Annotated in this window: 27 protein-coding genes; 16 read left to right on the top strand and 11 right to left on the bottom strand. The window is 55.2% G+C overall.

Features of this window, described 5'->3' with window-relative positions; translation table 11 throughout:
• The first annotated feature begins 3 nt into the window (after nucleotides 1-3).
• The 6 genes from thiS (at nucleotide 4) to IEX04_RS15470 (ending at nucleotide 5,220) form a co-directional block, all read left to right on the top strand.
• Nucleotides 4-249, top strand: coding sequence for a sulfur carrier protein ThiS (thiS, locus tag IEX04_RS15445; RefSeq protein ID WP_096255946.1), 246 nt, complete (start codon nucleotides 4-6; stop codon nucleotides 247-249).
• Between the two features lie 2 nt (nucleotides 250-251).
• Nucleotides 252-1,058 (top strand): thiazole synthase, encoded by an 807-nt coding sequence (locus IEX04_RS15450; protein WP_308422429.1) that lies wholly within the window; start codon nucleotides 252-254, stop codon nucleotides 1,056-1,058.
• Nucleotides 1,055-2,200, top strand: coding sequence for a ThiF family adenylyltransferase (locus IEX04_RS15455; protein ID WP_188686964.1), 1,146 nt, complete (start codon nucleotides 1,055-1,057; stop codon nucleotides 2,198-2,200). Before IEX04_RS15450 ends, IEX04_RS15455 begins: the two co-directional genes overlap by 4 nt.
• A 22-nt stretch (nucleotides 2,201-2,222) precedes the next feature.
• On the top strand, nucleotides 2,223-2,762 hold the full coding sequence (locus tag IEX04_RS15460) for a GNAT family N-acetyltransferase (protein ID WP_188686969.1): 540 nt from the start codon (nucleotides 2,223-2,225) through the stop codon (nucleotides 2,760-2,762).
• A gap of 138 nt (nucleotides 2,763-2,900) precedes the next feature.
• Nucleotides 2,901-4,811, top strand: a complete 1,911-nt coding sequence (typA, locus tag IEX04_RS15465; protein WP_096255953.1) for a translational GTPase TypA — start codon at nucleotides 2,901-2,903, stop codon at nucleotides 4,809-4,811.
• Entirely contained in the window at nucleotides 4,792-5,220 is a 429-nt protein-coding gene (locus IEX04_RS15470; protein ID WP_096255955.1) for a hypothetical protein, read from the top strand. Before typA ends, IEX04_RS15470 begins: the two co-directional genes overlap by 20 nt.
• A 46-nt stretch (nucleotides 5,221-5,266) precedes the next feature.
• Here the strand turns inward: IEX04_RS15470 and IEX04_RS15475 are convergent, their stop codons facing one another.
• Both IEX04_RS15475 and IEX04_RS15480 read right to left on the bottom strand, forming a co-directional pair.
• The gene (locus tag IEX04_RS15475) at nucleotides 5,267-5,764 is read right to left on the bottom strand and encodes a helix-turn-helix domain-containing protein (RefSeq protein ID WP_096256039.1); all 498 of its coding nucleotides are present in this window, start codon (nucleotides 5,762-5,764) and stop codon (nucleotides 5,267-5,269) included.
• A 76-nt stretch (nucleotides 5,765-5,840) separates the two neighbouring features.
• A complete protein-coding gene (locus tag IEX04_RS15480; RefSeq protein WP_188687053.1) occupies nucleotides 5,841-6,089 on the bottom strand; it encodes a ferrous iron transport protein A in 249 nt (82 codons plus the stop codon).
• Nucleotides 6,090-6,305: 216 nt separating this feature from the next.
• On the opposite strand from IEX04_RS15480, the gene fdxA reads away from it, so the two are divergent.
• The 4 genes from fdxA (at nucleotide 6,306) to IEX04_RS15500 (ending at nucleotide 9,881) form a co-directional block, all read left to right on the top strand.
• Complete coding sequence (fdxA, locus tag IEX04_RS15485; RefSeq protein ID WP_096255957.1) at nucleotides 6,306-6,629, top strand: ferredoxin; 324 nt, start codon at nucleotides 6,306-6,308, stop codon at nucleotides 6,627-6,629.
• Nucleotides 6,630-6,641: 12 nt separating this feature from the next.
• Complete coding sequence (dapC, locus tag IEX04_RS15490; RefSeq protein WP_188686972.1) at nucleotides 6,642-7,757, top strand: succinyldiaminopimelate transaminase; 1,116 nt, start codon at nucleotides 6,642-6,644, stop codon at nucleotides 7,755-7,757.
• 98 nt (nucleotides 7,758-7,855) lie between these two features.
• Nucleotides 7,856-9,136, top strand: coding sequence for a citrate synthase (locus tag IEX04_RS15495; RefSeq protein WP_096255960.1), 1,281 nt, complete (start codon nucleotides 7,856-7,858; stop codon nucleotides 9,134-9,136).
• 127 nt (nucleotides 9,137-9,263) lie between these two features.
• Nucleotides 9,264-9,881 (top strand): hypothetical protein, encoded by a 618-nt coding sequence (locus IEX04_RS15500; RefSeq protein WP_194446467.1) that lies wholly within the window; start codon nucleotides 9,264-9,266, stop codon nucleotides 9,879-9,881.
• A gap of 65 nt (nucleotides 9,882-9,946) precedes the next feature.
• Here IEX04_RS15500 and dapD read toward each other — a convergent pair whose 3' ends face one another.
• Nucleotides 9,947-10,903: a 2,3,4,5-tetrahydropyridine-2,6-dicarboxylate N-succinyltransferase gene (dapD, locus tag IEX04_RS15505; RefSeq protein WP_096255964.1), complete on the bottom strand. Its 957-nt coding sequence runs from the start codon at nucleotides 10,901-10,903 to the stop codon at nucleotides 9,947-9,949.
• Between the two features lie 74 nt (nucleotides 10,904-10,977).
• On the opposite strand from dapD, the gene dapE reads away from it, so the two are divergent.
• On the top strand, nucleotides 10,978-12,072 hold the full coding sequence (gene dapE, locus IEX04_RS15510; RefSeq protein WP_229677189.1) for a succinyl-diaminopimelate desuccinylase: 1,095 nt from the start codon (nucleotides 10,978-10,980) through the stop codon (nucleotides 12,070-12,072).
• 87 nt (nucleotides 12,073-12,159) lie between these two features.
• Here the strand turns inward: dapE and IEX04_RS15515 are convergent, their stop codons facing one another.
• The 4 genes from IEX04_RS15515 to IEX04_RS15530 all read right to left on the bottom strand — a co-directional run bounded on the left by IEX04_RS15515 (nucleotide 12,160) and on the right by IEX04_RS15530 (nucleotide 15,397).
• On the bottom strand, nucleotides 12,160-12,981 hold the full coding sequence (locus IEX04_RS15515) for an amino acid ABC transporter permease (RefSeq protein WP_188686978.1): 822 nt from the start codon (nucleotides 12,979-12,981) through the stop codon (nucleotides 12,160-12,162).
• Nucleotides 12,978-13,658, bottom strand: coding sequence for an amino acid ABC transporter permease (locus tag IEX04_RS15520; protein WP_096255969.1), 681 nt, complete (start codon nucleotides 13,656-13,658; stop codon nucleotides 12,978-12,980). The genes IEX04_RS15515 and IEX04_RS15520 overlap by 4 nt, the downstream gene beginning before the upstream one ends.
• A gap of 100 nt (nucleotides 13,659-13,758) precedes the next feature.
• The gene (locus IEX04_RS15525) at nucleotides 13,759-14,589 is read right to left on the bottom strand and encodes a glutamate ABC transporter substrate-binding protein (protein ID WP_188686980.1); all 831 of its coding nucleotides are present in this window, start codon (nucleotides 14,587-14,589) and stop codon (nucleotides 13,759-13,761) included.
• 34 nt (nucleotides 14,590-14,623) lie between these two features.
• Complete coding sequence (locus tag IEX04_RS15530) at nucleotides 14,624-15,397, bottom strand: amino acid ABC transporter ATP-binding protein (RefSeq protein ID WP_096255973.1); 774 nt, start codon at nucleotides 15,395-15,397, stop codon at nucleotides 14,624-14,626.
• A 135-nt stretch (nucleotides 15,398-15,532) separates the two neighbouring features.
• On the opposite strand from IEX04_RS15530, the gene IEX04_RS15535 reads away from it, so the two are divergent.
• The 3 genes from IEX04_RS15535 to IEX04_RS15545 all read left to right on the top strand — a co-directional run bounded on the left by IEX04_RS15535 (nucleotide 15,533) and on the right by IEX04_RS15545 (nucleotide 16,956).
• Nucleotides 15,533-16,315, top strand: a complete 783-nt coding sequence (locus tag IEX04_RS15535; RefSeq protein WP_096255975.1) for an LOG family protein — start codon at nucleotides 15,533-15,535, stop codon at nucleotides 16,313-16,315.
• A gap of 2 nt (nucleotides 16,316-16,317) precedes the next feature.
• Nucleotides 16,318-16,662: a DivIVA domain-containing protein gene (locus IEX04_RS15540; protein WP_096255976.1), complete on the top strand. Its 345-nt coding sequence runs from the start codon at nucleotides 16,318-16,320 to the stop codon at nucleotides 16,660-16,662.
• A gap of 126 nt (nucleotides 16,663-16,788) precedes the next feature.
• Nucleotides 16,789-16,956 carry a DUF3117 domain-containing protein gene (locus IEX04_RS15545; protein ID WP_096255978.1) on the top strand — a complete coding sequence of 56 codons (168 nt, stop codon included), beginning with the start codon at nucleotides 16,789-16,791 and terminating at the stop codon, nucleotides 16,954-16,956.
• Nucleotides 16,957-17,029: 73 nt separating this feature from the next.
• Here IEX04_RS15545 and IEX04_RS15550 read toward each other — a convergent pair whose 3' ends face one another.
• The gene (locus IEX04_RS15550; protein ID WP_170947826.1) at nucleotides 17,030-17,689 is read right to left on the bottom strand and encodes an O-methyltransferase; all 660 of its coding nucleotides are present in this window, start codon (nucleotides 17,687-17,689) and stop codon (nucleotides 17,030-17,032) included.
• Between the two features lie 141 nt (nucleotides 17,690-17,830).
• Here IEX04_RS15550 and sigE point away from each other — a divergent pair, with 141 nt between their 5' ends.
• Both sigE and IEX04_RS15560 read left to right on the top strand, forming a co-directional pair.
• Complete coding sequence (gene sigE, locus IEX04_RS15555) at nucleotides 17,831-18,454, top strand: RNA polymerase sigma factor SigE (protein WP_096255980.1); 624 nt, start codon at nucleotides 17,831-17,833, stop codon at nucleotides 18,452-18,454.
• Between the two features lie 67 nt (nucleotides 18,455-18,521).
• A complete protein-coding gene (locus tag IEX04_RS15560) occupies nucleotides 18,522-18,914 on the top strand; it encodes a sec-independent translocase (protein WP_096255982.1) in 393 nt (130 codons plus the stop codon).
• A gap of 7 nt (nucleotides 18,915-18,921) precedes the next feature.
• On the opposite strand, the gene IEX04_RS15565 is transcribed toward IEX04_RS15560, so the two are convergent.
• From IEX04_RS15565 to IEX04_RS15575, 3 genes are read right to left on the bottom strand one after another with little or no spacing between them, the layout of a single operon-like run.
• Nucleotides 18,922-20,025: an Mrp/NBP35 family ATP-binding protein gene (locus IEX04_RS15565; RefSeq protein WP_188686982.1), complete on the bottom strand. Its 1,104-nt coding sequence runs from the start codon at nucleotides 20,023-20,025 to the stop codon at nucleotides 18,922-18,924.
• The gene (locus tag IEX04_RS15570) at nucleotides 20,025-20,630 is read right to left on the bottom strand and encodes a DUF1003 domain-containing protein (protein ID WP_096255985.1); all 606 of its coding nucleotides are present in this window, start codon (nucleotides 20,628-20,630) and stop codon (nucleotides 20,025-20,027) included. The genes IEX04_RS15565 and IEX04_RS15570 overlap by 1 nt, the downstream gene beginning before the upstream one ends.
• A 47-nt stretch (nucleotides 20,631-20,677) precedes the next feature.
• Nucleotides 20,678-21,928: a magnesium transporter MgtE N-terminal domain-containing protein gene (locus tag IEX04_RS15575; RefSeq protein WP_096255986.1), complete on the bottom strand. Its 1,251-nt coding sequence runs from the start codon at nucleotides 21,926-21,928 to the stop codon at nucleotides 20,678-20,680.
• Nucleotides 21,929-22,051: the final 123 nt, after the last annotated feature.

Consider the following 22,051-nt stretch of genomic DNA (forward strand, 5'->3'; position numbering starts at 1 on the left):
AACATGCAACAAATAGAACTTTTCCTCAACTCCACACCCACCACCATGCCCGCCAACAGCACAGTGCGTGAACTGATCGCCACACATACCGGAAAACGAATCACCGACGAAGGCAGAGCCAGCGATGGATCACGTCTGGGTATTGCGGTCGCGGTGGACTCTGCGGTGGTGCCACGCAGTGGGTGGAATGATTTTTCGTTGCAGCCTGGCCAGCGAGTAGAACTAGTCACCGCAGCGCAGGGAGGCTGAAGATGGAAAAACTTACGATGGACAACGATGGATTTGAAGTTGCCGGGGTAGGGTTCGCTTCTCGACTCATTCTTGGCACCGGGGGAGCGACCTCGCTGGATATTTTAGAACAAGCGCTCCGTGTCTCAGGTACGGAGCTGACTACGGTTTCGATCAGGCACTTCGCCGCTGCTGGCTGTGGTTCGGTGTACGAACTTTTAGCTCGCAATTCTGTGCGCCCACTGCCGAACACCGCCGGTTGTTTCACCGCGCGGGATGCGATACTCACCGCCCAGCTGGCGCGTGAAGCTCTGGAAACAAACTGGATCAAACTTGAAGTCATCGCCGACGAACATACGCTGCTTCCGGACCCAATTGAACTATTTACCGCTGCCGAGGAACTAGTTAATGACGGATTCCAGGTTTTCGCCTACACCAATGACGATCCGGTCATGGCTATGAGATTAGAGCAGTTGGGTGTAGCGGCGGTGATGCCAGCTGGTGCCCCGATCGGTTCGGGCTTAGGGATCCTTAATCCACATAATATTTCCACTATTACCGCCCGAGCCTCGGTGCCGGTCATCTTAGATGCCGGGGTAGGTACCGCCTCGGATGCGGCCAAAGCCATGGAGCTGGGTTGTGACGCCGTACTGTTGGCCAGCGCGGTCACGCGAGCCAATAACCCACCCTTGATGGCCGCCGCCATGCGTGATGCCGTCCGTGCAGGTCGCGCGGCACGGCTGGCCGGACGCATCGTGCAACGCGACCTTGCGCTGGCTTCCTCGCCAGATTCCGGGATGATGCAGGCGCTCATTGGTGACTTCTCGTGAGCGCCGAACCGAGCCTTGCCCGGGAGTTAACCGCGACGCAACTAGCTAGATATTCTCGACACCTGACTCTGCCAGGAGTCGGAATCACCGGGCAAAACCGTATCGCCAACGCCAAGGTATTGATTATCGGCGCTGGGGGATTGGGTAGTCCTATTGCCAGCTATCTGATCGCCGCTGGGGTTAAACAACTCAGCGTCATCGACCCGGATAGTGTGGAACTCTCAAATTTGCAACGCCAGATCTTGCACCGTGAAAAGGATCAGGGTGCACTGAAAGTTGCGTCGGTGCAACGCCTTGCCGTTGAGCTCAACAGTGAGGTTGCGGTGCACTGTCATGCCACATATTTGGCACCAGAGAATGCGGTGGAACTTTTTGCCGAACACGATGTGGTGATCGATGGCAGCGATAATTTTGCGACGCGCTACCTTTCCAGCGATGCCGCGGAAATTACCGGTACACCTTTGGTGTGGGGAACAATTTTCCAATTTGCGGGTCAGGTCTCGGTATTTGATCCGCAATCCGGTCCGATGCTGCGCGATATCTTCCCTGAGATGCCAGAGGCTGATTCGGTACCGTCCTGTGCCGAAGGTGGGGTATTTGGTGCGCTGTGCGGGGTGGTCGGATCGTTAATGGCCACCGAAGCGCTAAAAATAATCACCAAAGTGGGACAACCACTAACCGGGAAACTATGGCTTTACGATGCGCTGACCGCCGGCGTGCAGATTTTGAGTTTTGACCGCGACCCACAGCGTGCGTCGGTCCGAGAACTTGGCGATTATGAACCTCAGTCTTGTTCGGTGGTTGTGTCGGGCGAAGAAATCGACGTGACAGAAGTAGAAAAGTTGCGAGCCCAAGGCCAACTGGTATTGCTCGACGTGCGAGAACCATGGGAACGTGCGCTGGCAACTATTGAGGGCAGTATTCATCTGCCCCTAGACCAATTGTCCGGTGACTTCTGGACGCAGTTTCACTGGGAGCCAGGAACCCAGGTGGTGACCGTCTGTAAAACCGGGGCACGCTCGGTTCGCGCCGCGCTCACACTCAACGCGGCGAGGCCAGCAACGCTTGCCCCGGTGCTTAGCCTGCGCGGCGGAACACTGCGTTGGTTAGCCGAGATTCGTGGTCAGGTCGTGAACTACTAGGTAGTACTGACATACTGAAGGCATGGAGTCAACCAAAAAATTACTGATCAGAGAGCTATCCCAAGCCGATGAACAGCAAGCAATTGCCGCTCATCACGCATTGCTCGACGATGATTTTGATTTTCTCCCGACATGGTCAGCCCGGCAAAGCTGGAGCGGCTACGTGCAACGCATGAGCGAAGGGCGCAGCGGCGAATTCATCCCCGAAGGGTGGGTGCGCAGCGGTTTATTCGTCGGAGTGCACGAAGGAAAGCTCGTAGGACGTATCTCGGTGCGTTACGAGCTCAACGATTTTCTGAGCGAGGTCGGCGGACACCTTGGTTATGGTGTGGTCCCGGAATTCCGCGGCCAAGGCTTTGCTACACAATTGTGCGAATTTGCGTTAACAGAGCTCAGATTCCACGGTGTGCGCTCGGCTTTGGTAACCTGTGATGAGCAGAACGTTGCTTCACAGGCAACGATCATCGCCTGCGGCGGACAAGCCGATGAAAATCGCCCCACGGTGCATGAAACCGGGGGAAACACCAAACTGCGTTATTGGATTTCAACGGCGCGCTATTAGGCGTTAATGAAGCTATTTCTGTATGTTCCACCACAGATAAACGATGTACTTGTCCGAAGCGCGTAAAATAGTATGTTGGGTCGACTGTGGCCCCGCCTCCGAGACCCTAAATTCTCTACACGAAGTGAGCCTTCCCGTATGTCAGATACAACTCTCATCCGTCGCGACGACCTGCGCAACGTAGCTATCGTTGCGCACGTTGACCACGGCAAGACCACCATGGTCAACGCAATGCTCCAGCAGACTGGTGCATTCGAAAGCCACGGTGAAACCGAAGATCGCGTGATGGACTCCGGCGAGTTGGAACGCGAGAAGGGCATCACCATTCTTGCTAAGAACACCACCGTGTTCTACAGCGGCCCAGCTGCCGAGGGCAAGAAGATGACCATGAACATCATCGATACCCCGGGTCACGCCGACTTCGGTGGCGAGGTCGAGCGCGGCCTGTCCATGGTTGATGGTGTGGTTCTGCTTGTCGACGCCTCCGAAGGCCCGCTGCCACAGACCCGCTTCGTGCTGCGTAAGGCACTCAGCGCTGACCTGCCGGTCATCATCGTGGTCAACAAGACCGACCGTCCCGACTCCCGCATCGATGGCGTCATCTCCGACTCCATGGACCTGCTGCTCGGACTGGCCTCGGACTTGGCCGACGAAGCTCCAGATCTGGATCTGGACAAGGTTTTGAACGTCCCAATCGTCTTCGCTTCGGGCAAGGCTGGCTTCGCTTCGATGAATCAGCCAGCCGATGGCACCCTGCCAGACAATGAAGATCTTGAGCCACTGTTCGAGACCATCATCAAGCACGTGCCAGCCCCGACTTACACCGAGGGTGAAGTTCTCCAGGCACACGTCACCAACCTTGACGCCTCGCCATTCCTTGGCCGTCTGGCACTGCTGCGTATTTTCAACGGCACGCTGCGCAAGGGCCAGCAGGTTAACTGGGCCCGCCAGGATGGCACCATGAAGCAGGTCAAGATCACCGAGCTGCTGGCCACCAAGGGTCTAACCCGTGTTCCAGCCGAAGAGGCCGGACCGGGCGAGATCGTCGCAGTTGCAGGTATCGAAGACATCATGATCGGTGAGACCCTCACCGACCTTGAAAACCCGAAGCCACTGCCACTGATCACCGTTGATCCACCAGCGATCTCGATGACCATTGGTATCAACACATCGCCGCTGGCCGGCAAGGTCAAGGGTGCCAAGGTGACCGCGCGTCAGGTGAAGGATCGCCTGGACAAGGAACTGATCGGTAACGTTTCGCTGAGCATCTTGCCAACCGAGCGTCCCGACGCTTGGGAAGTTCAGGGCCGTGGCGAATTGGCTCTGGCCATCCTCGTGGAGCAGATGCGACGCGAAGGCTTCGAGCTGACCGTTGGTAAGCCACAGGTTGTCACCAAGATTGTTGACGGCAAGGTTCATGAGCCAATGGAGCACATGACCATCGACGTGCCAGAAGAATACCTGGGCGCAATCACCCAGCTGATGGCTTCGCGCAAGGGCCGGATGACCAACATGGCCAACCACGGTACCGGCTGGGTTCGTATGGAATTCATCGTTCCTGCTCGTGGCCTGATCGGCTTCCGTACCCGCTTCATGACCGAAACCCGCGGCGCTGGTATCGCAGCATCGCTGGCCGAAGGTTACGAGCCATGGGCCGGTCCAATCGAATACCGTATCAACGGTTCGATCGTGGCTGACCGCTCCGGTGTTGTCACCCCGTTCGCGATGATCAAGCTTCAGGAACGCATGAACTTCTTCGTGCAGCCGACCTCCGAGGTTTACGAGGGCATGATCGTCGGCGAGAACTCGCGCGCCGATGACATGGACGTGAACATCACCAAGGAAAAGCAGCTCACCAACATGCGTGCAGCTTCCTCGGATAGCTTCGAGAACATGACCCCACCACGCAACCTGACTCTTGAAGAGTCCCTCGAATTCGCTCGCGAAGACGAGTGCGTTGAGGTCACCCCGGATGCCGTGCGTATCCGTAAGGTTCTGTTGAACGCTAGCGATCGTGCCAAGGCAACTCGTGCGCGAGCAAAGAGCTAACCAGTCGCTGACCGCCGGCAGTAACCTGAGCGCGCTAGTGCGCGGTCTAGTTACTGCCGTGGTTTCCGGTTTACTGGGCACCGCTATCCATGCCTCGTTGAGCTATGCGGGGGATATCCCGCTAGTTTGGGGAGTGCTGGTGGCTTGGCTGTTATTGGGCTTGCTGGTGTACTGGTCGGTGGTTGCCTCGGGCAAACTCTGGGCCGGCGCGGTGGGCTTTATCGGCTGCTACCTGGTTGTCGGGTCGATTTCCTACTTTGGAAATGACACGATGATTTTGCCGTTGCAGTACCTGCAATATCTACCAGGTCCGACCATCGCCTCGCTGTTATGGATGTATGGCATGATCGTGCCCGCGGTGATCTCGCTATTTATGGCATTGCGCGTACTTCGCAAACGTCAGCGTTAACCTAGAAAAACCCCAGCTTTGCTGGGGTTTTTCTAGGTTAAAACGCTTATTTGTTGCCGGTGACGTCTAAGTGGTGGGCGAGGAACAAAGAGGTGGCTACGCCTTCAGGTTCGGCTTCGCGCATCGCGTAGTCTTCGATAATTTCCCGAATACGGCCGAGCATTTCTTTTTGCGTATCTTCGGTAAGTTTTAGACCCACGCGGATGACCTGAATTTCTTGCGGCTCAAGCCCATCGATTTCCTGCAGGAAGGTATCTACCAGCAGGGGAGCAGCGTCGGGAATTCGGGTACCCCAGGACTGCCGCGTGCTACGGTAAGGCACTTCCTTAGCCCCGCGGTTACCGCGCCGGGGCTCTTCCGCGGCGAGGAAACCGCTACCCACTAGGGTGCGCACATGGTGCAAGGAAGTCGCCGGATTTAGCTCGAGAATGTCGGCTATTTCCTTATTGGTGCGGGACTCATGCAGGCATAAGCGCAGAATTCTAAGCCGCAATGGTGAGCTTAGAGCTCGTGCGCGGGCTTGGACTAGATCGTCTGTCGGCATATTGCCAGCATACGCGAAAATCACCTAGTGATTGGTATCTTCAAATCGCAAGTTGTTTTCCGTGCCGTTCAGCGAACTACTTCAGCGTTGGTGGTCGCGAACGTCGTACCGGTGGCGGTGGGACCCGTTTGGCGTGCGTAATAGCCTGGCGGTCAACGTCCAGCGCACCACGTTTGGTATTGATGGATACGGTGTCAGAGGTGATCGCTAGAACCTCTCCGAGGGCATCGCTGCTGATCACGTTTCCGGTCTCCGGGGATGTCTGTGTGAGGCGATAACGCACCACGATGCGGTCACCAGGGCTAAGATCTTCAAATTTGAGCATATTTTCCGTCATCTAAGTGCACAAGAATTCATCTTCGGTAACCTTGAACGAAATGTGAATCGTCGATTACGTCACAGGGTGGGTGTGCGAGATCGCTTGTTTGGGTATCAGGACTAGACTGTAGCTAGAGCTTATTGCGGATTCAACGACCAGAGGTTAAATCCGTGAAACTGAAGTGAAATCTTAGAATTTGCGCTAGGAAAGGTCTCAGTACCCGTGACTTACATCATCGCCCAACCGTGCGTCGACCTTAAAGATAAGGCCTGCGTCGAAGAGTGCCCGGTGGATTGCATTTATGAAGGCGAACGCTCCTTATATATTCACCCCGACGAGTGCGTCGATTGTGGTGCGTGTGAACCGGTCTGCCCTGTCGAAGCGATCTATTACGAAGACGATGTGCCTGATCAGTGGGCCGACTATTACAAGGCAAACGTCGACTTTTTCGACGAACTTGGTTCCCCGGGCGGTGCCGCTAAAATTGGAAATACAGGAACCGATCACCCGTTGATCAGTGCTCTGCCGCCCCAGAATCAAGGCTAGGTTTCCGCATATATGCTTGAGCTCCCCGATTACCCTTGGAACCAGTTAGCGCCATACCGTGAACTGGCGGCCAAGCACCATGATGGTGTGGTCGACCTTTCCATCGGTACTCCAGTTGACGACACACCACAGGTTATCCAAGAAGCTCTCGCCCAGGCTGCAAACTCTCATGGCTACCCGACCACCCATGGGACACCAGAAGTACGTCAAGCCATTGTCGACTGGTATGCACGCCGTCGTCAGGTCACGGGGCTGAGCATCGATGATGTCATGCCAACCGTTGGTTCTAAAGAGATGGTTGCCTGGCTTCCGTTACTTCTTGGCATGGGTCCACAGGACATCCTGGTTCGACCTTCGATCGCTTACCCGACCTATGACATCGGTGCGAAATTAGTCGGAGCAACAGCTATCGCTACCGATGATCTCAATGAGCTCAGCGATGAACAACGTGCGCGGGTCAAACTGGTGTGGGTGAATTCCCCGGGTAACCCCACAGGCAAGGTGCGTGACCTCGAATCTCTTCGCCAACTCGTACACCAAGCACGTGAACTTGGCGCGGTAGTTGCCTCCGATGAGTGTTACGCAGAACTAGGCTGGGACGAATTTGAAGGCGCTGTACCTAGCGTTTTAGATCCGCGTGTCAACGACGGAAATTTGGATAATCTCCTTTCGCTCTACTCGTTGTCTAAGCAGTCAAACCTTGCAGGGTACCGCGCCGCATTTGTTGCCGGTGCGCCCAACCTGATGCCGACTTTGGTTAACAGTCGCAAGCACGCGGGCATGATTGTCCCGGGACCAATTCAGCATGCAATGGTTGTTGCCTTAGCCGATGATGAGCATGTCGTAGCTCAGCGGGAAATTTACCGGGCGCGCCGTGAAATGCTGCGGCCGGCACTTGAAAACTTTGGCTTGACCATCGAAGACTCGGTGGCAGGCTTATACCTGTGGTGCACGGAAGGGCAGTCCAGTTGGCAGACGCTACAGCGTTTGGCTGAACTTGGAATTGTTGCCGGCCCAGGTGCTTTCTACGGAACTGCCGGAGATCTACACGTACGTGTTGCCCTCACCGGTTCCGATGAACGGATAGCCGCAGCAGTTGAGCGGTTAAACTCTTCCGCCAATCGGTGAAGATGACAGTTGAATTAGCGTGAACGGGTCAATTAGCGGTATGTTCTACCGTGACGACTGACCTTTCGGAACTAAAGCCTTTCCGGTTAGGAGATGCAATGACAGATATTAAATCTGCACAGCTACAATTTGGTGATTCCAGCCTAGAGCTACCGGTTATCCCGGCTGCCGAGGGCAATGATGGTTTTAACGTAGCGCCACTTTTGAAGACCACCGGTAACGTAACCTACGACCCGGGCTTCATGAATACCGCGGCCACGAAGTCCGCGATTACCTACATCGACGGCGACGCGGGCATCCTGCGTTACCGCGGTTACCCTATCGAACAGCTTGCCGCGCACTCGAGCTTCACCGAAGTCAGCTACCTGCTGATCAACGGCGAACTGCCTACCGCAGACCAGCTAGAAACCTTCGACGGATCCCTGCGCCGCCACACGCTGCTGCACGAGGAACTCAAGGGCTTCTTCGGCGGATTCCCGCGCGATGCACACCCAATGCCAGTACTTTCTTCGGCCGTTTCGGCCCTGTCGACCTGGTACCAGGATTCCTTGGATCCAAAGGATGACGCACAGGTTGAGCGTTCAACTCTGCGTCTTCTAGCGAAGCTGCCAGTTCTTGCCGCGTACGCGCACAAGAAGTCCATCGGACAGGCACTGCTATACCCAGATAACTCGATGAACATGGTCGAGAACTTCCTGCGCCTGTGCTTCGGTACCGCAGCGGAGCCATACGTTCCGGATCCAGACGTGGTCAAGGCACTTGATCTGCTGCTGATCTTGCACGCAGACCACGAGCAGAACTGCTCGACCTCTACCGTGCGCCTGGTCGGCTCTTCGGAAGCTAACATGTTCGCTTCCGTTTCGGCCGGTATCCACGCACTGTCTGGTCCTGCCCACGGCGGTGCCAACGAGGCAGTGCTGAAGATGCTGCGCGAGATCCAGTCCTCGGGTATTTCTCCAGAAGACTTCATGGAGAAGGTCAAGAACAAGGAAGATGGCGTACGCCTGATGGGCTTCGGCCACCGCGTGTACAAGAACTACGATCCACGCGCAAAGATCATCAAGCAGACCGCTCACGACTTGCTGGCTAAGCAGGGCAAGAATGAGTTGCTTGATATCGCTATGAAGCTAGAAGAGACTGCGCTGAACGATGAGTACTTCATCTCGCGCAAGCTCTACCCGAACGTAGACTTCTACACCGGCCTGATCTACACCGCGATGGGCTTCCCGGAGAAGATGTTCACCGTCCTCTTCGCCATCGGTCGCCTGCCAGGCTGGATTGCCCAGTGGCGCGAAATGATCAAGGATCCAGAACTCAAGATTGGCCGCCCTCGTCAGTTGTACATGGGCGAGACCGAGCGTAACTACCCGGGCGTCTAAGCCCAAAAATAGTTCGCACAACTGGTTCAAGAACGGCCGGGCAAGCACTAAGGTGTTTGCCCGGCCGTTTCTAGTTTTAACACCGATTATCGGCGTATCCTAGGGAACAGAGCACATTGTTGCTTGGATGAGTCAGGTGGTGCGCGTGTATTATCGTCGTGGCAATAATTGGTCTTTGTCCATAAATACCAATCCAAATATGCTGTTGGCCCTCTACCTTCGCGACTTGGGTGGAATAGATCCTTCGGAAGTGGGGCCAAACTCCGCTCTGGCCCCAGCAGTGAAAGCCCGTGGGCAACGCCAGGTGGCTCCGGGGCAAATTAAACAAGAATGGTCCTCGTGGTGGGATTCGCTGATTACCCGCGAACCAACCACTGACACCGATCCAATGGATTTGCTCGCTGCCCTAGGCGACGGCTGTTATCCGGAGCTAGCTAAGTTGGCCCATGCTCACTATGGTCAAGCAACAATGTTCGCCCATCAGCATCGCGAGAATTTTAGTGAACAGTCGAAGGATTACATTCCTGCGCGCATGGATGAGGTTGAAAGAATCCTTATTGATCACGGGGTAGAGCACGCCCACGATGTGAAAGAAACTCAAATTCATGTCATCGACATTCCACTGACCGAGCCGCGTGCGTGGCTCATTGGCGGAGCGACGATCGTTGCCAGCACGTCATTATTGCGTGACGGGCGGGCTTTCCATGGATATATTCAGCCGATGGTGACCATAATCTTTCCCTGAAGCCTCTATACAAACGGCGAGGGGCACACCGTGGTGTGCCCCTCGCCGTTGAGTACCGCTAAAAATTAGTTAGCGTGCAATGCACTGTTTAGTTCCACACGCTGACCGGCACGTGGCAAAACTTCGACCGCTCCGCTGATCGAGTTACGACGGAAGAGCAGATTCGGAACTCCGGACAGTTCCAGTGCCTTCACGCTCTTGCCCTCAAGCTGCACTCGCGTTCCAGCGGTGACATAAAGCCCGGCTTCAACCACACAATCATCACCAATGGAAATACCTACGCCGGCATTGGCACCAAGCAGAACTCGCTCGCCAATAGTGATGCGTTCTTTGCCGCCACCGGAGAGCGTGCCCATGATGGAAGCGCCGCCACCGACATCCGAACCGTTACCGACAACAACCGATGCGGAAATACGTCCTTCGACCATTGAAGTGCCTAAGGTACCAGCATTAAAGTTGACGAAACCCTCGTGCATCACGGTGGTGCCCTCGGCCAGATGTGCTCCTAGTCGCACACGATCCGCGTCGGCGATGCGTACACCCGAAGGCAGGACGTAATCGACCATGCGCGGGAACTTATCTACGCCGTACACGTCCACGTTGCCACGTGTGCGCATTTTTAGACGCGTCATTTCGAATCCAGCTACCTGGCATGGTCCGAAGTTTGTCCACACCACATTTGCTAGGTGGCCGAAGATCCCGTCAAGATTGATGGTATTCGGGGCCACCAAACGGTGGGAGAGAAGGTGCAAACGTAGCCATACATCTGCGGTATCTGCCGGTGCCACATCTAGATCGATGGTTAGCGATATGACCTTCTGCGTGGTTCCACGTTGTGCGTCGTCGATTGCTGCTGCAGCTAATTCACCGGACAGCTCGGGGGCTTCAGAAAGCACTCCGAGTACGGGAGCTGGGTACCAGACGTCTAAAACCGTGCCGTCAGTTGCGATAGTTGCTAGCCCGTGGGCGGAAGCCAAACGTACCGATGTGTCAAAAGGTGCTGCTGCGGGTTCAAAAGTCATTCTCTGATCGTAGCGTTTACACTGCGAGTAATGTTGATAAATGACAGCGGAACGAAATCAAAAAGTAACGAATGATGGGTATTGTGAGCGAACTTAATCTTCGAGAAGACGTTGCCAAGCTAACCGAACGAATCATGAACATTGAATCGGTTTCAGGGAATGAAAAAGCCCTCGCAGATCAGGTTTATGAGGCGCTACGCGGTCTTAGCCATCTGGAGGTGCACCGGGATGGGGATTCCATCGTGGCACGCACCAATTTGGGCCGTGCACAACGTGTGGTCTTAGCCGGGCATTTGGACACCGTTCCATTACCGCACGTGGCCGGGGCACGCGGGACAGTGCCGGCCACGGTCACCGACGGAGTTCTTTACGGGCGTGGGGCGACCGATATGAAAGGTGGCGTCGCGGTGCAGTTAGCGCTGGCGGCCGAACTGACTGGCCCTCGTTTTGATGTCACGTACATTTTTTATGACCATGAAGAAGTTGCCGCAGAAAAATCCGGGCTGGGAAGGTTGGCACGCAATTCCCCGCAGCTATTGCAAGCAGACTTTGCGATCCTCCTTGAACCAACCAACGGAACGGTTGAAGGTGGCTGCAATGGCACGAGCCGCTTCTTGGTGCGAACTACTGGCACCGCAGCTCACTCGGCACGTGCGTGGATGGGGGAGAACGCGATCCATAAAGCCGCTCCGATTCTTGTTCGCTTGGCTTCTTATGAGCCCGCCACCGTGGACGTGGAGGGGCTTGCCTACCGAGAGTCGATGAACGCGGTACGGATTAGTGGGGGAGTAGCGGGCAACGTGATTCCTGATTATTGTGAAGTTGAGGTCAATTACCGGTTCGCCCCCGATAAGAACCTGTCGGATGCGGAAACCGCTGTGCGGGCACTCTTTGAGGGCTTTGACGTAGAACGCACCGATGGGGCCGAGGGAGCCCGTCCGGGCCTTGACCAGCCTATTGCGGCCTCCCTGGTCCAGATTCTTGGGCAAGAGCCCAAGCCAAAATACGGTTGGACCGACGTCTCGCGATTCTCCGCCTTAGGGATCTCGGCGGTGAACTTCGGTCCAGGGGACGCATTATTGGCGCACACCGATGACGAGCATGTTAGCCAGCAAGCTATCCGTGATTGCCTGAACACTTTGCGACTCTGGCTGACCGAAGCCAACTAAACCCTAAGCAAACGAGATTAAACTAAAATCGGCTGGTGACTGCCCCAAGGGGCGGCCACCAGCCGATTTGTTGTTACCTGCAGTTCCCTAGGCAATGCCTCGGGAGCTAAGTCGACCTGAAACATAAGAGGCCAGCTTAGACAGTGCAAAGTTGAGAATAATGAAGATTGCCGCAGCAACCACCAACGACTGGAAGGTGTTCGAGTTACCGGTACCCACCAGCTTGCTCATGAAGAGCAGCTCGTTGAAGTTGATGATGTAACCCAACGCTGAGTCCTTCAAGATCACAATGAACTGGCTGATCAATGCCGGAAGCATTGCAGTCAGAGCCTGTGGAATCTCAATGAAGCTCAGCGACTGCGTACGAGTCAGGCCGATAGCAATACCTGCTTCGCGCTGCCCCTTAGGCAAACCATGAACACCCGAACGAATCAGCTCAGCCACAACCGAACCGTTATACAGGGTCAAACCAATAACCACCGCGAAGAACGGCGAATCCGCCGGCTGAACCCAGCCAGAATTGGCGAGCATGATCCACAAGAACAGCATCATCAGCAAGACCGGGACCGCACGGAAGAACTCAACGACGATCGTACTGATCCAGTTGAGGAACTTGTTATGTGAGAGTCGTCCCATGCCGAAAATAAAACCGAAAATCAGCGAGGTAACGATCGAAATCGCTGCCGACTGAAGTGTCTTGATCAACCCAGGCAGGATGAAATTAGTCCATACCGATCCAGTGGCAAAAACATTCCACTTTTCTGGGGTCAATTGACCAGCACCATACAACCCGTAGATCAGGTAGGCGATGAGGCCTAAGAAGATCAACGCGCCGACAATGTTCAGAAGTAAGATGCGACGTTTGGCTTTAGGCCCCGGCGCATCGAAGAGAACTGACTGAGTGCTCATCGCGCGACCGCCAACTTCTTAGAGAGCCAGGTAACTAGCAAACCGATGGGAACCACGATGATCACGAACATCAAAGCCACCGTGAGGAAGATCAGGAAGCCCTGATCCGCACGGTACTCGATCATCGTTTTCATCAGACCCGAGATTTCGGCGACGGATCCAGCCAATGCCACGGTGGTGTTCTTGATCAATGCGATCAGCACGTTGCCCATCGGGACGATGGCACCGCGGAACGCCTGTGGCAGGATCACCAGCTGAGCTGCCGGAAGGAAGCTCAGACCGATAGCGCGGGCGGCTTCGGCTTGGCCTAATGGCACGGTGTTAACGCCCGAGCGAATTGCTTCGCAGAAGAACGCGGCGTGATAAATGCTCAACCCGATGATGGCAATCTGGAAGAAGTTCAGATTGAAGTCGCTGCTGATTTGCAGTTTGAATACGCCGAAGAGCACCAAGACACCGAATGCCATGATGATCGTCAGCGGGGTATTACGGAAGATATTGACATAGGCGGTACCAAAGGCACGCAGGCTGGGGATCGGGCTGATGCGCATAATGGCAAGCAGCGTACCCAGTACTAGCGAGATCAGGAACGCCCAAAAGGTGAGCTGCAGGTTAGCCCAGAAGGACTCCATAATGCGCGCACCATATTCATCCCAAAGACTTAAGTAGCCTTCCACGGCTTGTTCTCCTTGGTAGAAGGTATGGGTCTAAACCATTGGTGCCGCGCCTGGCCTTGGCCAGCACGCGGCACCTGGTCATGAAATGACTGCCTTAGCTTTATGCGCAGGCTTCAAATTCCTTAGGTGGGTTCAGATCCGATGGAACGTATCCGGTACCCTCGGTGTTCATGTCCAACGACTTCTTCCAATCACCGGAATCGATCATCTTCTGGATAGCGGTGTTGATGTCAGCACACTTCTCGCTGGTCTTGTTCAGACCCACACCGTAAGGCTCCTCGGAGAATGGCTTGCCAACAACCTTGAACTTGCCCTTGTTGGCCTCGGTAGCTGCCAGACCAGCAAGGATGATGTCATCGGTGGTGATCGCGTCAACGCCGCCGGTCTCCAACAGACCCAAGCAGTCTGCGTAACCCTGCTGCTCGACCAGATTCACGCCGGTGATGTCTTTCTTGACGTTCTCAGCCGAAGTTGAGCCGGTGACCGAGCACAGGTTCTTTCCGTCTAGTGATTCCTTGCCGGTGATCGAGCTTTCATCGGCGCGAACCAACAGGTCCTGGCCAGCGATGAAGTATGGTCCTGCGAAGCCGACACGTTCCTTGCGGGAATCGTTGATGGTGTAGGTCGCGAAGATCATGTCAACCTGGTTGGTTTCCAACAGGGTCTCGCGGTTTGCCGAAGGAGCCGAAACGAATTCGATCTTGTCTTCGGAGTAGCCCAATTCATTGGCGACGTACTTGGCGACATCAACGTCGAAACCGGTGTACTTGTCGCCATCCTTGAAGCCCAGACCTGGCTGGTCAAATTTAATGCCAATGCGGACCTTGTCGCCAGCCTCGTCACTACCGGCGTCAGAGCCGCCACATGAGGTGAGAGCCAACGCAGCGACGGCTGCCATTGCGGCGATTGCGCCTAAACGATTCTTACGCATGATTCCTCCTGAATACAGAATGCGGTGATGGAATTTAGTGGTTGGTAATGAGCTTGCCCAAGAAATCCTTGGCGCGCGCACTTTTCGGGTTGGTGAAGAACTCATCTGGAGTGGCCTGCTCGACGATCTGGCCGTCGGCCATGAAGATCACGCGGTCGGCAGCCTTGCGAGCGAAGCCCATCTCGTGGGTCACCACCAGCATGGTCATGCCTTCCTTGGCTAGGCCAACCATGGTGTCGAGCACCTCGTTGATCATTTCCGGGTCCAGCGCACTGGTCGGCTCGTCAAAAAGCATGACCTTCGGACGCATTGCCAGCGCACGAGCAATAGCCACACGCTGCTGCTGACCGCCGGACAGCTGAGCAGGAAGTTTGCCAGCCTGGTTGGCGACGCCAACACGTTCCAGCAGCTTCATCGCAACCTTGTCAGCCTCAGATTTTTTCATTCCCTTGACCTTGATTGGGCCAAGAGTGACGTTCTCCATAATGGTCTTGTGTGCGAAGAGGTTGAAGGATTGGAAGACCATTCCTACATCGGCGCGCAACATTGCTAGCGCCTTACCTTCTTCGGGCAACACCTTGCCATCAATGGTGATGGTTCCATCATCGATTGTTTCCAGCCGATTAATGGCTCGACATAGCGTCGACTTACCCGAACCGGATGGTCCGAGGATGACGACGACTTCGCCCTTGGTGACCTGAAGGTTGATGTCGTTCAGAACATGTAGTGCCCCATAATGCTTGTTGACCCCACGCAGTTCTACGATAGGGCCGTCAGAAGAAGCTTGAGCCTGATGATCGCTTTTCATAATCTAGACATTACTTCATGTGACACACATAATGCGAGGTCACGACTACGTCACAAAAAGTTGTTATCAAACTGTTCTTTAAACGTGCGTCTGCAGATGGGCCAGATGTCGGGTCGTTACAGATAGAGTGAGGTCATGGACCATAAGCGGAAGAGTGAAGAAAATGCACAGGCGGGGCGCAAGGTCCACGTTGAAGCAAGTTGGCCGAATAAACAGCCTGACGAGCAACTGGACCGCTACCTGTTGGAGAGCCCGCAAGAAGATGTGACGCATAGTGATGTCTGGCGCGTTCTACGTATCCAATCCGAATTTGTTTCAGGTTTTGGCTCGCTGGCCGGGCTTGGGCCGGCGGTGTCCGTCTTCGGATCGGCACGCACCGAGCCCGAAAGCATCTACTACAAGCAGGCTTACCATGTTGGACAACGACTGGCACAAGCAGGTGCCATCACCATCACCGGCGGTGGACCCGGAACAATGGAAGCTGCCAATAAGGGTGCCAGTGAAGCTGGTGGAACTTCCGTAGGGCTGGGCATTGAATTGCCTTTTGAGACCGGCTTGAACTCTTGGGTCAATCGTGGCATCAACTTCCGGTACTTCTTTGTGCGCAAAACAATGTTCGTTAAGTACTCGCAGGGCTTTATTGTCCTGCCCGGTGGTTTTGGAACTTTGGATGAACTTTTCGAAGCATTGACACTGGTTCAAACGCAGAAAATTACTGGGTTCCCCATCGTTCTAGTTGGCACCGAATACTGGGGTGGACTCGTCGGGTGGCTTACCGACGTTGTCGCTAAAGAGCGCACCATTTCGCCCAAAGATTTAGATCTATTCCACCTCACCGACGATCCTGATGAGGCAGTAGACATTGTGTTGCGTAACATGGTTAAGGACAAAGAAAAGAAGTCAGCGAGCCGGAGTTAGTTATGCCATTTTTTCTCATTGCACTAGCGATCTTGTGCGTTGGCGGCGTGGCCTTGCTGATTTCTAGTCAGCGAAAGTCCACTCCGGCAGGTCGTCACTTTGAATCAATCGATGAACCTATCGTTGGGTTGGTAGAGCATGAGGCATCTTTGCCGCCGGTGTTGTTGCCGGAGCATCCACGAGCCAACGATATAAACGCGGTGAAGTTTTCTCTCGGGTTTCGGGGCTATCGCTGTGACCAGGTTGATGACACCTTGGATGTCCTCTCAGCCGAGATTTCCCGGCTCGAAAATACAATTCGTGACATGGAGTCACGGCGTGTGATTAGCGACACGACGCAAAATTAGCAATAATGGAAGATAAGTGTCCCTTATCAGCGACGAATCATCGCAGAAGGTGGACTTAGACATTGGGTTGTGCGCAAAGCAAATACATGTTGCGCGCGTTAGCCACGGACGAAGGGAACAGCTCATATGGCTGCGATGAAGCCACGTACCGGTGACGGGCCGATGGAAGTAACTAAAGAGGGCCGAAGCCTCATCTTACGGTTGCCAATCGATGGCGGCGGGCGTCTAGTAGTGGAGCTGAATAGTGCAGAAGCTGCAGAACTGCGTAACTGTCTAGTTGGGGTCACTGAATAAAACTTAAATAGCTAAGGACCGGTTCGAGGACCGGTCCTTAGCTATTTCCCGTTAACGGGTTTTGGTATTTTGCCTACCGCGCTTTTTGCCCGGCAATCACCGTAGCGACGAATAAGCCTTGTTCGCTCGGGAAAAGATGAGTTTGGAGCTTCGGATCTTCGCGAAGCAAACGAAGTGCGTCGCGGGTAGCGACGGTCGAGGCGCGCCTTACCGCTGGGCGAGCCAATCGGTGCTCGTCAAAAGCATTGTTCAAGATAATAACGCCACCAGCTCCCACCAGGCGCTTAGCTTCGGCCACATAATCCAAGAGGTTTTCGGCACTAGCGTCGATGAGCACCAAATCGTATGCGTGGTCAGCGAGTCTGGAGAGCACGTTCTCAGCGCGTTCGTTGATGATGCGTACGCGTGCTGAGAGGATGCCTGCATCGCGCAAGCCCTGGCGCATCGCATTAGCATGTTCCAGGTCAGATTCGATGGCTGTCAGCGTCCCGGTGGCACCCATGGCTTCAAGCATGGCCATCGAGGCTACACCGACACCCGAACCGATCTCCACGATGCTGTGTGGGGCGCGCAGCGTGCATAACAATGTGAGCATGGACCGACCTGCCGGGTCGATGCAGCCAACTCCAAGATCCGCGGCACGTTCGCGGGCCGCGAGCACATGATCGCGCTCAAGAAGCTGGTTCTGGCTGTAGCCCCAGCTAGCGAGGAGTTCGGGATTCATCGATGGCATGAGTGTGTGGTCCTTGTAGGTTGAGTGTAGATTGCTCCGGGAACCATCGTACCCACCTTGGGGGTGCATGTTGGCCGAATTGCTGGCCTGCGCGCAGGGGATTCTTAGCTTCAGCTCAGCTTCCCGGGTGACACTAGAAGAGTGAATACGCTTAGAAGTCAGCTCAGCGCCTCCGCCGATGGTCCCGAAACCGAAACCCCTTCATGGGATGCGATGGTCTTAGACCATGGTCAGCAGGTCTTTCGTTTGGCCTACCGTTTGACCGGTAATCGTCAGGACGCCGAAGACCTTTCACAAGAAGCATTTGTTCGCGCGTTTAATGCGCTTGAAAAGTACACTCCCGGCACCATGGGTGGATGGTTGCATCGCATCACCACCAATTTATTTTTAGATCAGGCACGCCGCAAGTCTAAAATTCGTTTTGACCGTTTTGCCGAAGGCGCCGAAGACCGTTTCCCTAGTAGCGCGGTCACCCCCGAGCGGGACTTTGAATTTAATAACTTAGACGTGGACGTAGCCAGAGCGCTCAAGGCACTCGCCCCAGATTTCCGCGCAGCGATCGTGTTGTGCGATATGGAGGGCTTCTCCTACGAAGAAGTCTCCCAAATTCTCAACGTCAAATTAGGCACCGTACGCTCACGCATTCACCGCGGACGAGCAATGTTGCGTGACGCTCTAGCGCACCGTAACCCGGCAAACCCTGTCCCGCTGACGGTGAGCCTGCCGCGCATCCCACTAGGTTTGCGCACCGCACAGCAGGGCTAAGCCATAAGTCACCAGCCATGGCGCGGTGATTTCGACCATTTGAAGCCGACAAGGTAATCTTTCATACGTGGAGTTATTTGGAATTAATGGCGGAGAATTCATCATTCTCGCCGTACTCGCAGTAGTCATCTTGGGTCCCGAGAAGCTTCCAGAGTATGCCAAAAAACTGGCCAATCTTGTCAAGGAACTTCGTAGGATGGCCAACGGTGCCAAAGAGCAGCTGCGTGAAGAAGTCGGCGATGAGGTTGCCGATATAGATTGGCGCAAACTGGACCCGCGGCAATACGACCCACGACGCATTATCAAAGAAGCGCTTATCGATGAATTTGATGACGCAGTCAGCGCAGCCAAGGGATCCCCGGCGGTGCAAGCAGCTCCGGTACGCACGGCAATAGCTACACAAAAACAGCAGCCGTTGGCTAACAATGAGCCAGCTCCCTTTGATACCGAAGCAACCTAGAGATTTATTAGAACGACATTGGCAGCGATCGCCCGGCAAGTCCGCGTGGTCGCTGTCCTAGTTTAATTGCCAGCTCGCGCAAAGATTGAGCCACCGGAGATTCGGGGGTGCTTAATACCACCGGGACACCTTGATCGGAACCTACTCGGACCGCCTCTTCCAGCGGCAACTGCGCCAGCAGTGGAACCGAATACTGCAGTTGGCTGCTCAACGACTCGCTGAGTCGTTGACCGCCGCCGGTACCAAAAATTTCCATCTTGCTTCCATCAGGCAGGCTGAGATAGCTCATATTCTCCACCACACCAATGACCTTTTGTTTGGTCTGCAAGGCGATAGTCCCGGCGCGCTCGGCCACCTGGGTGGCAGTGGATTGCGGGGTTGTGATGACCAGCAATTCACTATTGGGTAAGAGCTGGGATACGGAGATCGCCATGTCTCCGGTGCCCGGGGGCAAATCCAAAAGTAGTACGTCCAGATCACTAAAGTACACATCGGTGAGGAACTGCTCTAACGCGCGGTGCAACATCGGGCCGCGCCAAATCACCGGCTGGTTTGAATCTAAGAACATGCCGATAGAAATGACCTTCACCCCGTGCGCCACCGGAGGCAAGATCATCTCATCAACACGAGTTGGTGGCTGGGTGATGCCCATCAGCGATGGAATCGAAAAACCGTGCACGTCCGCGTCGATCAATCCCACTTTGAGCCCATTCGCCGCCATGGCTGCGGCCAGGTTCGCGGTGACAGAGGACTTGCCTACCCCGCCTTTGCCACTGGCCACTGCGATGATTCGGGTCAGCGAGTCTGGATCGGAGAAGACCATGCGTTTGGCCTTGAGTCGATCGCGCAGCTCGGCACGCTGGTGCGGATCCATCACACCTAAAGTGACTTCGACCTGTTGCACCCCGGCTACCGCTGCGACCGCCGTAGTGACGTCGGATTCGATGGTTGAGCGCATCGGGCACCCGGCAATCGTCAGCAAAACTTTGACCTGGGCGGTGCCATCATTCAACTGTGCAGATTCAACCATGCCCAGTTCTGTGATGGGCCGACGCAGCTCGGGGTCGATGACGGTATCAAGTGCACGGCGTAAAGCCACCGAATCAGTCACTAGTTATTGCCCTTCCGATGCTGGGAACGGCTTGAATCAACGGTGTCGATCAGACCGGTATTAGGTGAGCTGTGCTTATTTTTCCGTTTGGCACGCAGATGCAGTTCTTCGCCGTCCGCGGTTTCCAAGAGTTCTTCGAGCACATTACGCAGCTCCGAACGTACGTAGTCACGGGTGGCAACATCACGCATGGCCAAACGCAGCGACGCCAGTTCCCGGGTCAGGTACTCGGTGTCGTAGAGGTTTCGTTCCGCGCGGTTGCGGTCTTCACTGACCGAGACACGGTCACGGTCATCCTGACGGTTTTGTGCAAGCAACAGCAGCGGGGCCGCGTAAGAGGCCTGCAAGGAGAGCATCAAGGTCAACGCGGTAAAGCCTATCGCCGCGTCGTCAAAGCGCCATGCCTCGGGGGCCGCGGTATTCCAGACCAGCCAGAAGGCACAAAAGATCGTCATATAGAACAGGAATTGCGGGGTGCCCATGAAGCGGGCGAACTTCTCCGTCGCGGAACCAAACATGTCTGGATCCGGATTGAACTTCGGCCAGAAACGACTCCGTGCCGAAAGAGGAGTATCCAGTCCGTTGCTCTTGCGCTGTTCGGCCATGGGGTGAACTCCTTTACTACCGATCGAAAATGCTGAAGATGAGTGGCCTAGTCCGCTGAGCGCCAGTCATCGGGAAGAATGTGGTCCAACACGTCATCGACGGTGATGGCACCAACGAGACGACCTTCATTATTGACCACACCCACCGAGGTGAGGTTATATGTGGCCAAATGGCGGACCACATCGGTGATGCTAGATAAATCAGACATTGGCTCAAGTTCTTTATCAAGAATATCGCCCAGCGGTTCCGGGGGAGCCGCACGCAACAGTGCCTGAATGTGAACTTGGCCTAAGTAACGTCCGGTGGGAGTCTCCAATGGCGGGCGCACCACATACACGGTGGATGCCAACGCGGGGCTCAGTTCTTCCATGCGTACCGAGGCCAGAGCCTCGGCTACCGAGGACTCAGGGGTGAGGATCACCGGAACCGGGGTCATCACCGAGCCGGCGGTACCTTCCGGATAGGCCAGCAGACGACGCACGTCTTCGGCTTCTTCCTCATTCATCAATTCCAAGAGTTGGTGTTTGGTATCTTCGGAAACCTCTGCCAACAGGTCGGCCGCGTCATCCGGGTCCATTTCTTCGAGCACATCTGCGGCGCGTTCAAGGCTCAGCGCGGAGAGGATTTCAACCTGTTCACGGTCCGGAAGTTCCTGCAACACATCGGCGAGTCGATCATCTTGCAGGTGGGCTGCGACCTCAAGGCGACGTTTACCGGTCATCTCATGCAGGGCGTCAGCGAAGTCAGCTGCCTTCATTTCATCGTGAGTGGCTACGAAATTATCCGCCGATTGCGGTTCGCTTTGCGCACCGTGACGCACACCTTCCCAAGAAACCAGCACCTTATTGCGTCGTCGGTTACGCAACCCCAACAGTGTGTTGGTGGCTTCGATCCGCTGCACGTAGTACTCGTTGATTTCCCAGTCGCCGCGTCGTGTCTGAGTCAGTCCGACGTCTTCAATGAGTCCTCGGCCCGAGGCGTCCACGAAGGTCACCGTACGGTCGAATATTTCGGCCACGACGAGCATTTCCTGCCCGCGCTGCTGGAAGCGACGCATGTTGACCAGGCCGGAACAGATGATCTGTGTGGATTCCATGGATTGGATTCGTGTCATGGGTACAAAAACGCGACGTTTGCCGGGCACCTCGACGACGACACCAACACAAGCTGGGGCTTTCTGCGGGCCGCGCGAAACGACGACGACGTCACGTAACCTACCTAGACGGTCGCCTAAGGGGTCGAAGACATCCAGCCCGAGTAGCCGGGCGACAAAGATTTTAGACACTTGTGCGCTCACCGTTCTAGCCTAGCGTGCTAAAGGCCGGTTAGTGGTGTGCTGAGCCACGTGAAGGAGACCCAATCTTTCACCCTCAGCGATAGTTAGTGCGCAACTAGGCCCTCTCACAGTAAGAGCGTGCAC

This window comes from Glutamicibacter ardleyensis, from assembly GCF_014644555.1.
Taxonomy (GTDB): Bacteria; Actinomycetota; Actinomycetes; order Actinomycetales; family Micrococcaceae; genus Glutamicibacter; species Glutamicibacter bergerei.